This is a genomic window from Chryseobacterium sp. JK1 (genome assembly GCF_050632815.1).
Lineage (GTDB): Bacteria > Bacteroidota > Bacteroidia > Flavobacteriales > Weeksellaceae > Chryseobacterium.
Map to the genome: position 1 here is coordinate 177,725 of NZ_JBODRU010000004.1, position 12,727 is coordinate 190,451.

Below are 12,727 nucleotides of genomic sequence, written 5' to 3' on the forward strand. Positions count from 1 at the left end.
AAAAACATAAACTCCGGGATATTCCGGAGTTTATGTTTTTTATAATAAATGTAATAATTGTTTGTGCCTTATTAAAAAATATTAAATTATTTGTTATGAGGATTTATAAATTAGCTATATTTGGCAAAAATTATAATTGTGTTTTAATTTATGAAAAGAGTATTTACTGCCTTAGTGTGTACTTTGATTAGTGGAGCTGCGTTCGGACAATGGACGCCAACCTCATTAAAAAAAGTGGACAATAACAAAAGAAGTACTGGGTTTAATACAGAAAAGTCTAATATAAGAAGTAATGGTTACTTCAAATTAGATTTGGATTTGTTAAGATCTCAGTTGAAGAATGCACAGGAAATGGGTGCAAATGCAGCCCCTGTAGTAATTTCTCTTCCTAATATTAATGGGAAGATTGAAAGATTTAATGTATATAGTTTTCCGGTTGTTGTTAAAGAGCTTGCGGATAAGTATGAATTAGGATCTTATGTGGGAACAAGCGTTGATGATCCAACAAAATATTTAAGATTCAGTGTGGCTCCTAACGACTTCCAGTCGATGGTTATTCACGGAGATAACTATGAATTTATTGAGCCTCTTTCTAATGATAGAACAGTATATGCTGTTCATCCTAAAACGAAAAAGGACCAAAGTGGTTTTCTGTGTTCCACAAATGAATCTCCTGCTGCTAAAAAGGAGATAGATGCACTTTTGGCGAAAGGACAGGCGTTCTCAAATCAGCCAACAAGCTTTGCTAAAACTTCTGATAAGAAATACAGAACAATGAGATTGGTTGTTTCTGTTACAGGTGAGTATACTCAGTTTTTTATGAATCAGGCGAACGTTCCTGCTACTGCTACCGATGATCAGAAGAAAGCTCCTGCTTTAGCTGCTATTAATGCAACATTAAGTAGAGTGAATGGTGTTTTTGAAAAAGATTTTGCATTACATTTAAACTTACAAAGCTTTCCAAACATTATTTATATAAATCCTGCTTCAGATCCTTATTCTGATGCTTCAGATGGTGTTGCGGGAGCTTGGAATGGAGAATTACAGTCTACCTTGACAAGTGGGGTAGGGAATGCAAATTATGATATCGGGCATCTATTTGGAGCTTCCGGAGGTGGAGGAAATGCAGGATGCATAGGATGCGTATGTATTAATCCTACCACAAATCAACCTCAAGGAAAAGGATCTGGTTTTACTTCTCCAGGAAATGGCCAGCCACAAGGTGATAGTTTCGATATAGATTATGTTGCCCATGAAATGGGACACCAATTGGGAGGTAATCACACTTTCTCCCACAATATTGAAGGAAGTGGGGTAAATATGGAACCTGGTTCAGGGTCTACAATTATGGGATATGCAGGAATTACTGGTCCTAATACAGATGTTCAGCCTAATTCAGATCCTTATTTTCATAAAGCAAGTATTGGACAGGTTCAGGCTAATTTGATTGCTAAGACTTGTGATATAGAAACGCCAATTACGAATAATCCTCCGGTAATTACTGATCTGCCAACATTTAATATTCCAAAATCTACGGCTTTTGTATTGACGGCTTCTGCTACAGATCCAGAAAACGATCCAATAACTTATTCTTGGGAAGAAGTTGACAATGCAGAACTTTCAATTAAAAAATCTAACCTAGGTAATACTAAAACAGGAGCGTCATTCCGTTCTGCACCACCAAGTACAAACCCAACAAGATACTTCCCTAAATTTGCTTCCGTAATGAACGGAGTATTAAATAATGCTAACAATACATGGGAAGCAGTGTCAACGGTAGCAAGAACAACAAACTATGCTGTAACAGTAAGGGATAATAATCCTAATATAGCTGAGCAGCAATCAGCTTTCAAAGTTCAAACAGTTGTAGTAGGAGATAATGGCCCGTTCAGATTGGCAAATCAATATGCTGCTGTTAATACTCCAACTCCAATTCAGTGGATCGTGGCAAATACGGATGCTGCACCTTACAATGTATCTAACGTAAAGATCGATTATACTACTGACAATGGATTAACTTGGACTGTTTTGTCTGCTTCAACTCCAAATGATGGAACTGAGAACTTTACTTTCCCTTCTGCATTAAACGGACAGACGATTAAAGTTAGGATTTCTTCAATCGGAAATATTTTCTATGCGGTTGGACCTGTTACACTTACCACTCTTTCAGCATGTAATAGCAATGCTCCAACTAATGTGGTAGTAAGTAATATAACCATATCTTCTGCAAGTGTTTCTTGGATGTCATATATTGGCGCGACCTATAAAGTGCGTTACAGAAAAGTAGGAACAACTGTATGGACGGAGGCTGCCACGCCGGTTCCTTCAATCAATATAGATAATTTAATAGATGGACTTACGTATGAAGTACAAGTAGCTATCGTTTGTGATTCTACAGTAGGAACTTATTCTGCTTCTGTAAACTTTACTACACCAGCGATTGCTTACTGTGATTCTGCATCAACTAATACGCAATTTGAATATATTCAAAATGTAACACTTGCCAATGTGAATAATACTTCGGCAAGCAGTACATATAGTAATTATACAACAAATACAGCACTACAAATTAACCTGACAAAGGGAAATACTTATCCTATGTCTGTAACTATTGGTAATCCTGATGGTGCAGATTATGATGCACTAGCTGCTTTCATTGATTATAACAAAGATGGTATTTTCAGTGATTCGGAAAGAGTTCTGAATTATCCTATTACATTAACACAGCCAGGAACAGCCGTTAATGGATCATTTACAGTGCCAAATACTGCCTTTGAAGGAGAACCTGTGAGAATGAGAGTTGTAGCACTATATGTAGGTGCTGGTAATGGTGGATCATATATAGGTTTATCAATACCTTCAAGCTTCCTTTGTGGTTCTTTCCAATATGGAGAAGTAGAAGATTATAATGTTCTTATTACAAGTAATCTTTCAACTTCAGAAGCTAATGTGAAAAATAATGGTATTCAGATTTATCCAAACCCTGTAACTGATTTCTTGAATGTAACTAAAGTTTCAGATAAAGCTACTTATAAAATTTACAGCGCTGCTGGACAATTAGTAAATAGCGGAAATATTAGTAATGGAAGAATTAACGTTTCATCTTTAGTTAAAGGTGGATATGTAATTACAGTAGATGAGAAGGGTATTGAGCAATTCAAATCTAAATTCATTAAAAAATAGAATTAATTTCTTCAATATTAGTAAATCCCCGGGTCTCCTCGGGGATTTCTTTATTTAAAGCATAAGTGGAATTATTGTTGATTTTTTTCAAAAAAAATCTAATTGTAGCTTTAAATTAATAACAAAAAATGATTAGATTTGTGTAATCAACATTATAATCACGACATTATGAAGAAACTTTTTACTTCTTTAATCTTGTTTCTCTGTTTGGTTTGTACAGGCTTTGTTTCCAAAGTCTCGGCTCAGACAGGTCAGATTGGGACAGGAACGGGTACCTCAGTGTATCTTCCCATACGTTCCTATTATGGATATAGTTATTCCCAGCAGATTTACACAGCTGCTGAAGTTTCGGCAGCGATCGGAACCTCTACCTATATCACATCTATAAAATTTTACGTTAATACGGTGTCCCAATCCCAGGATGTTTATAAAGACTGGGTTGTGTATATGGGAAACACCACGCAAACGGCCTTTGCATCTGCTACGAACTGGGTACCTTTCAGTTCTTTGACTCAGGTGTATGCGGGTGACCTACCCACCATTAGTAATGGAAATTGGGTGACTTTGCAGCTAAGCACTCCATTTACCTGGAATGGAACAGACAATCTGGTGATTGCTGTTAACGAAAAAACTCCGGGTTATTCAGATTCACCAGGTACCGCTTGGGGATCTTATAATGTAACCGGAGGTAACCGAGGAATGGTATACTATGAAGATTCGAACAATCCAAACCCAGCTTCTCCTCCTGCTGCATCAGATGTAGTAGCTAGTATTCCTAGAGTACAGCTGGTGAGTCACTTGCTGACTGCCTGTACAGGAGCTCCACCTGCTAATATTGCTGTTGGAAACCTTACAGCTACTACAGCTAGTGTAAGTTGGAATACAGCGACCGGGGCAACTTATGTTGTAAGATACAGACCCGTTGCCGGAGGACCTTGGGTAACTATTAATGTTACGGGAACTCTTGCCGGAAGCCAGGTGATTACAGGACTTACTGAGCAGACGGCTTATGAAGTTCAGGTGGCTACTGTTTGTGGAGGAACTACGGGTGCTTTCTCTTCCAGTACCAACTTTACAACTCCTGCCTTATCTTATTGTACTGCGGCTTCTACAAGTACTTATGTAGATGGTTATATCAACCAAGTAGCAGTAAATGGACAAGGAACTCCTTCTATGGTTAGCAATTCTGTAGAAAGCATGTATACAGATTACAGTGCAGATCCATCAAGACTTGTTACTTTAGCAAGAGGTACTAATGGTACGGTTTCAGTTTCTAAAGGTTGGCCAGGTTATCAATATGGATTTGCAACAGGAGTATGGATCGATTTTAACAGAAATGGAGTTTTTGAATCGAATGAGAAAGTATTAACCTCAGGAAGTAATACAACGACTCCGGTTACTGCTACTTTCCCTGTGCCAGCAGCGGGATCAGGGGTGTATATGGGTAACCTTACTACAAAAATGCGTGTTGTTCTTAATGAATCCAGTACAACTGCTGCATGTGGAACTTTTTACTATGGTGAGGTAGAAGATTATGCCGTGAAATTAATAGATCTGGCAACTTGTACATCAGCTCCGCCTACTAATATTTCAGTAAATAACTTAACTCCAACCTCAGCAAACGTTACTTGGACTTCTGCATCAAACGCTACATATATTGTTAGATACAGACCTGTATCTGGTGGAGCTTGGATAAGTGTTAACGTAGGTACATTAATTAGTAATGCTCTATTAACCAATTTACTTGAACAAACTCAATACGAAGTTCAGATTGCTACTGTTTGTGGTGGTGTAACAGGAGCATACTCAACAAGTGTGAACTTTACAACTCCTGCTATTACTTATTGTACTGCAAACCCTACAAGTAACACGGCTACAAGTGGGTATATCAATAATGTAACTCTTACTCCTACTAATACTCCTATCATGGTAAGTGATTCAGGATCGGACGGGTATAAAGATTATACTGCAGATGCTACCAGACTAGTAATCATGGAAAGAGGTTCTGCCAACAATAAAATCTCTGTTAATAAATACTGGCCGGGTTCTACAAGTTCTTATTCTGTTTCTGCCTGGGTAGATTTTAACAGAAACGGAACTTTTGAGACGAGTGAAAGAGTTTTAAATACAACTTATAATACGACAACCCCAGTAACAGCAACTTTCTCAGTACCTACTTCTGCAAGTGGTAATGTTTACCTGGGTACACTCAATACCCGTATGCGTGTTGTGATGAGATATTTTGATAATGCGAATGCTTGTGGAACTTTCACTCAGGGAGAAGTTGAAGATTATGCTGTTAAATTTGTAGATTCTCAAACATGTACAACAGCTCCTCCAACGAATATTACAGTGAACAGCCTTACTGCTAGCACAGCAACGGTATCGTGGGTTTCTACAGTAGGAGCAACTTATACAATCAGATATAGAGTATCTCCAAGTGGAACCTGGCAGACTATTACTGTACCAGCGGGTCAGAACTTCTATACCATTACGGGTTTAACCGAGCAAACTACATATGATGTTCAGGTTTCAACGAAGTGTGGAACTTCAACAGGATCTTACTCTTCTTCAGTAACCTTTACAACCCCACCGTTGTCTTACTGCCAGATGACAGGTTCCGGAACGAATGATCATATTTCGAACGTGACAGTAACTTCTGCAAATCCTGGTGTTCCTGTAATGAACAATACTTCGGTACAGACGAACTATATCAGCTATACCACTCCTGAAACCCTTATTACATTAGATGTTAACTCTATAAATAATAAGATTTCAGTCGCTAAAGGCTGGACTGGTTCAACCGGTAGTGATGCTGTTACTGTTTGGATCGACTTTGACAGAAACGGACAGTTTACGGATGCTGAGAAAATTTTAACTTCAGCTGCAAGTACCACAGCTACTGTAACAGGAACCTTTAGTGTACCTTCTACCGCTTATACAGGACCACTGACTACAACAATGAGAGTGGTACTAAAACGTACAAATGCACCGGTAATGTGTCAGAATGCTGTAGATGGAGAAGTAGAAGACTACAGAGTGAAAATAAGACCTTGTAGTAATGCTACACCAAATGCTCCAACCTTTACCACGACTCATAATTCTGTTGTTGTGAATATTACAGGAGCTGGAATAAGCTATGTTGTAAGATACAGAGTTCAGGGAACAACAGCATGGACTCAGATATATGCATCTACTTTATTAGGAAATATTCCCCTTACCATCAATGGACTTATTCCTGCCACGACTTATGAAGTAGAAGTAGCAGCTATTTGTGGCGATGTTGTAGGAACTGCTACACCAATCAAAACTTTCACAACGCGATGTGATCCAACGCCTCCAAGTGTTACAGTAACGAATATTACTCCAACCACAGGCTTAATTACATGGAACCCGGTTGTACCAAGTGCTACTTATTATATGAGATGGAGAAAAGTGGGAACAACAACGTGGAATAATGTCAATCTTCCAGCTGCTCCTACCAATACTTATGTGCTTGGAAGTGTAACTCCTTTAGAGCCATATACGACTTATGAAGTACAGATTGCCAATATGTGTAACGGAGAGACGACACTAAATCCTTATTCAAATCCAAAAGTATTTACAACGGAAAGAATATGCCAGTTATCTCCTCCGGGATTAACAATTACTCAATTGTTGCCAACTACGGCAGACGTAAAATGGGATCCATTCCCTGGAGCTACCTATGTTCTTCGATACAGAAAAGTAGGTATTCCTAGCTGGACTGAGGTACCATCATTGGTAAATAATTTAGTATTAACTGGTTTAACTGAATTAACGAAATACGAAATGCAGGTTGTGAATATCTGTAACGGAACACCAGGAACCTATACACCTCCGTACTATTTTACAACACCCACAGTAATCTACTGTAAGATGTCTTCAGGCAGTTCAACAGGAGAACACATTTCACAGGTTACAGTGAATCCAAATGGTAAGAAACAAATGGTAAATGCATCCGGAGCTTCTACCTATACCGATTATACAGGAGTTCCTAAGACCTTCATCGAGCTGATCCAGGGATCAACTGATAACGAGATTATCATTGAGAAAAAATGGACCGGTCAAACATACAATGAAGGAGTTGCAGTTTGGATCGATTTCAACAGAAACGGAGAATTCGATATCAACGAGAGAGTATTTACTTCTGCACCTAATATGAACAGCCCGGTATCTGGCAAGTTCAATGTTCCAAATGATGCGTTTGTGAGCATGACTGATTACAAATATGTAGTGATGAGAGTGGCGATGGAGAGAGATGGTATTCCAGTTAGCTGTGCAAGCTTTAAGAACGGAGAAGTGGAAGACTACACGGTAAGAATCTCAAAACCTGTGGTAGCTAATCCTCTTGATCAGACCAGCATCATGATTTATCCTAACCCTGTAAGCTCAGTATTGTATGTTAAAAATATCAGCAAGCGTGCTAAATATAAGATTTACAATACAGCAGGTCAGGTAATCGCAGATGGTATTTTACTAAACAACCAGATCAATGTCAGCAGGCTGATCAACGGAGTTTATGTAATCGACATCGAAGATAATGGAAATACAGTTCAGAAGAAATTCATCAAAGAATAGTTTAATCCATTTTATATAGAATAGGCCCCCGGAAACGGGGGCTTATTCTTTTTGTTATTAATATTTTTAAGATAGATTCTTAAAGTTATGTTTTTTATTCAAGACAGTTAAAATTGTAAATATCTTTAGTACAGTTGTTTTTTTATTGATGATTTGTTAATTGAATGTCTTTTGTGTATTGTTTTATGATTTGAAAAGCTTAATTTTGTGTGATTATTATAAAATTATTATAAAAACTATGAAGAAACTTTTTACTTCTTTAGTACTGTTTCTTTGGTTGGTCTTTGGGCTGTCCTTGCATGCCCAGGTGGTAACCATTGGCGCAGGAACTAGTACACAGCGATACCCTTTGACTCCTTATTACGGATATCAAAGGTCTGCGTCGCTCTATACTGCTGCAGAAATAAACACTCCGGCCGGAGGAAGTATCCTATCTGTAGGATGGGAAGCTACCGCAACAATGAACATTACCATGCCGGTTAAAGTGTATTTAAAATCTGTACCAGCAACGACTACGGCCATCACGGCTCAATCTTGGAGTACAATAACCACTGGAGCTACCTTAGTATACAGTGCAAACGTAACCAGTTTGGCAGTTGGATGGAATACTTTACAATTACAGCTTCCTTACAATTACAATGGAACGGATAATCTGATGGTTTTGGTAGAAACCAACTACGGGGGATCCGGAGGAGGATCTGGATTGACAGGATCTGGCTTTAAATATAGTACGGCTACAGCAAGCCATATGTATTTCGAAGCAGATAGTACTGCACCTACCGGAAATGGTACGGTGACTGCAAACAGACCTAACGTACAGCTGACTTTTGGTACACCACCGACCTGTTTATCGATGCCTCCAGGAGGAACTTTATCCATGGGTGCTATAACAACAACGAGCGCTGTATTGAACTGGACTGCTTTTTCGTATGTGCCGGCAGGAGGGTATGATATTTATTATAGTACAACAAACACAGCTCCTACAGCTGCAACCCCTCCATCACAAAATGTTCCTTCCGGAACTACGGCAACACTATCACCTTTAGCGCCTGATACAACATATTATGTATGGATAAGAGCAAAGTGTAGTGCTACAAACCAAAGTACATGGTCTGCCCCCATCAACTTTACAACACCTCCTACTTGTCCACCTATGCCTGCGACAGGATCGCTATCTATAGGTACAGTAACGCCAACAAGTGCTGTATTGAACTGGACTGCTTTTTCGTATGTGCCGGCAGGAGGATATGACATTTATTACAGTACAACAAACACTGCTCCAACTGGGGCGACTGTACCTTCACAGAATGTTCCTACCGGAACTACTGCAACACTTTCACCGTTAAATCCTAATACAACTTATTATGCATGGGTGAGAGCAAGATGTAGCGCAACAGATCAAAGTGCATGGAAAGGACCCCTTTCTTTCTATACCGGATATTGTGTGCCTACAGGTGGTACTTCAAGTACAAATTACTATCTGAATAATATTAATACAACAGGTGGTATTTCGAATTTAAATTACACTGCAACGAACTATGCAGCGTATGTAAATAACTCTGCAACTGTATTTTCAGCAATTCCTACAACTTCTATAACAGTGAATCTTGCTGCTTCAGGAGGTAGTACATATTACTATTATATTTGGGTTGACTGGAATAATGATATGAATTTTAACGGGCCTGGCGAAACTATTCTTGCTACGACCAGTTATGCAGCTACTGCAACAGGAACTATTCCAATCCCAGCAGGACAGGCTCCTGGTAATTATAGAGTGAGAGTAGCTACATCTTATTCAGGAAATATTACTTCTTGTGGGCCGGCTTCTTATGGTAACTATGTAGACTATACTTTAAATGTTATTGCTCTACAGCCATGTTCTGCAGCTCCTCCAACTAATATTGGCGTTTCAAACCTTACAGCAAGTACAGCTCTTGTAAGCTGGGTTCCTGCAATTGGAGCAACTTATGTATTGAGATATAAAAAGGTTACAGATGCTACATGGACAACGATCAATATTACAACGCCGCTTACAAGCAGCCAGGTGATTACTAACCTGGTAGATCAAACTCAATATGAAGTTCAGATTGCTACTGTTTGTGGTGGATCTACAGGAGCATACTCAACAAGTGTGAACTTTACAACTCCTGCATTGACTTATTGTACAGCAAACCCTACAGGGAATACTTCTACAAGTGCTTATATCAATAATGTAACGGTAACTCCTGTGAATACTCCTATCATGGTAAGTGATTCAGGATCGGACGGATATAAAGATTATACCGCGGACGCTACAAGAGTTGTTATTTTAGAAAGAGGTTCTGGAAACACAAATAAAATCTCTGTTAATAAATACTGGCCAGGTTCTACAAGTTCTTATGGAGTTTCTGCCTGGATAGATTTTAACAGAAACGGAGTTTTTGAAACAAGTGAAAGAATATTAAATACTACAGCCAATACGACAACTCCTGTTACAGCTACTTTCCCTGTTCCTAATGCAGCAGGTGGAGTTTATACAGGAACTCAGCCAACGCGTATGCGTGTTGTGATGAGTACAAGTAGTACTAATAATGCTTGTGGAACTTTCACTCAGGGTGAGGTTGAAGATTATACAGTGAGATTCGTAGATCCTCAAACATGTACAACAGCTCCTCCAACGAACATTACAGTGAATGGTCTTACCGCTACTACAGGAACAGTATCATGGGTTGCTACTTCAGGAGCAACTTACACGATCAGATATAGAGTATCTCCAAGTGGAACCTGGCAGACTATTACTGTACCAGCGGGTCAGAACTTCTATACTATTACGGGTTTAACAGAGCAGACAGCTTATGATGTTCAGATTTCTACAAAGTGTGGAACTTCAACAGGATCTTATTCTTCAACAGTAACCTTTACAACCCCACCGTTGTCTTACTGTCAGATGACAGGTTCCGGAACGAATGATCATATTTCGAACGTGACAGTAACACCTTCGAATCCTGGAGCTCCTGTAGTGAACAATACTTCGGTACAGACGAACTATATCAGCTATACCACTCCTGAAACCCTTATTACATTAGATGTTAACTCTATAAATAATAAGATTTCAGTCGCTAAAGGCTGGACTGGTTCAACCGGTAGTGATGCCGTTACTGTTTGGATCGACTTTGACAGAAACGGACAGTTTACGGATGCTGAGAAAATTTTAACTTCAGCTGCAAGTACCACAGCTACTGTAACAGGAACCTTTAGTGTACCTTCTACCGCTTATACAGGACCACTGACTACAACAATGAGAGTGGTACTAAAACGTACAAGTGCTCCGGTAATGTGTCAGAATGCTGTAGATGGAGAAGTAGAAGACTACAGAGTGAAAATAAGACCTTGTAGTAATGCTACACCAAATGCTCCAACCTTTACAACGACCCATACTTCTGCAACAGTAACTGTTACAGGGGCTGGAGTAAGTTATGTAATAAGATACAGAGTTCAGGGAACAACAGCATGGACTCAGGTATATGCATCTACTTTATTAGGAAACCTTCCACTTACCATCAATGGACTTATTCCTGCCACGACTTATGAAGTAGAAGTAGCAGCTATTTGTGGCGATGTTGTAGGAACTGCTACACCAATCAAAACTTTCACAACGCGATGCGATCCAACGCCTCCAAGTGTTACAGTAACGAATATTACTCCAACCACAGCCTTGATTACATGGAATCCTACTGTACCAAGTGCTACTTATTATATGCAATGGAGAAAAGTAGGTACTACAACCTGGAATAATGTCAATCTTCCAGCTCCACCTACCAATACTTATGTGCTTGGAAGTGTAATTCCTTTAGAGCCATATACGACTTATGAATTACAGATTGCCAATATGTGTAACGGAGAGACGACACTGAACCCTTATTCAAATCCAAAAGTATTTACAACGGAAAGAATATGCCAGTTACCTCCTCCGGGATTAACAATTACTCAATTGTTGCCAACTACGGCAGACGTAAAATGGGATCCATTCCCTGGAGCTACCTATGTTCTTCGATACAGAAAAGTAGGTATTCCTAGCTGGACTGAGGTACCATCATTGGTAAATAATTTAGTATTAACTGGTTTAACTGAATTAACGAAATACGAAATGCAGGTTGTGAATATCTGTAACGGAACACCAGGAACCTATACACCTCCGTACTATTTTACAACACCCACAGTAATCTACTGTAAGATGTCTTCAGGCAGTTCAACAGGAGAACACATTTCACAGGTTACAGTGAATCCAAATGGTAAGAAACAAATGGTAAATGCATCCGGAGCTTCTACCTATACCGATTACACAGGAGTTCCTAAGACCTTCATCGAGCTGATCCAGGGATCAACTGATAACGAGATTATCATTGAGAAAAAATGGACCGGTCAAACATACAATGAAGGAGTTGCAGTTTGGATCGATTTCAACAGAAACGGAGAATTCGATATCAACGAGAGAGTATTTACTTCTGCTCCAAACATGAACAGCCCTGTATCTGGCAAGTTCAATGTTCCAAATGATGCGTTTGTGAGCATGACTGATTACAAATATGTAGTGATGAGAGTGGCGATGGAGAGAGATGGTATTCCAGTTAGCTGTGCAAGCTTTAAGAACGGAGAGGTTGAGGATTACACGGTAAGAATTTCTAAACCTGTTGTTGCGAATCCTCTAGATCAGACCAGTATCATGATTTATCCTAACCCTGTAAGCTCAGTCTTGTATGTTAAGAATATCAGCAAGCGTGCTAAATACAAGATTTACAATGCAGCAGGTCAGGTGATCGCTGATGGAATTTTACTGAACAACCAGATCAACGTCAGCAGACTGATCAACGGAGTTTATGTAATCGACATCGAAGATAACGGTAACACTGTTCAGAAGAAATTTATCAAAGAATAGTTTAATCAATTCTAATATAGAATAAGCCTC

Annotated in this window: 3 protein-coding genes; all 3 read left to right on the plus strand. The window is 39.2% G+C overall.

From position 1 onward, the window contains the following. Positions 1 to 150 precede the first annotated feature (150 nt). The 3 genes from ACQ76T_RS19705 (at position 151) to ACQ76T_RS19715 (ending at position 12,697) form a co-directional block, all read left to right on the plus strand. A complete protein-coding gene (locus ACQ76T_RS19705; protein ID WP_431344956.1) occupies positions 151 to 3,183 on the plus strand; it encodes a reprolysin-like metallopeptidase in 3,033 nt (1,010 codons plus the stop codon). Between the two features lie 168 nt (positions 3,184 to 3,351). Then, positions 3,352 to 7,782 (plus strand): GEVED domain-containing protein, encoded by a 4,431-nt coding sequence (locus ACQ76T_RS19710; RefSeq protein WP_431344957.1) that lies wholly within the window; start codon positions 3,352 to 3,354, stop codon positions 7,780 to 7,782. Positions 7,783 to 8,020: 238 nt separating this feature from the next. After that, on the plus strand, positions 8,021 to 12,697 hold the full coding sequence (locus ACQ76T_RS19715; protein ID WP_431344958.1) for a GEVED domain-containing protein: 4,677 nt from the start codon (positions 8,021 to 8,023) through the stop codon (positions 12,695 to 12,697). Positions 12,698 to 12,727 lie beyond the last annotated feature (30 nt).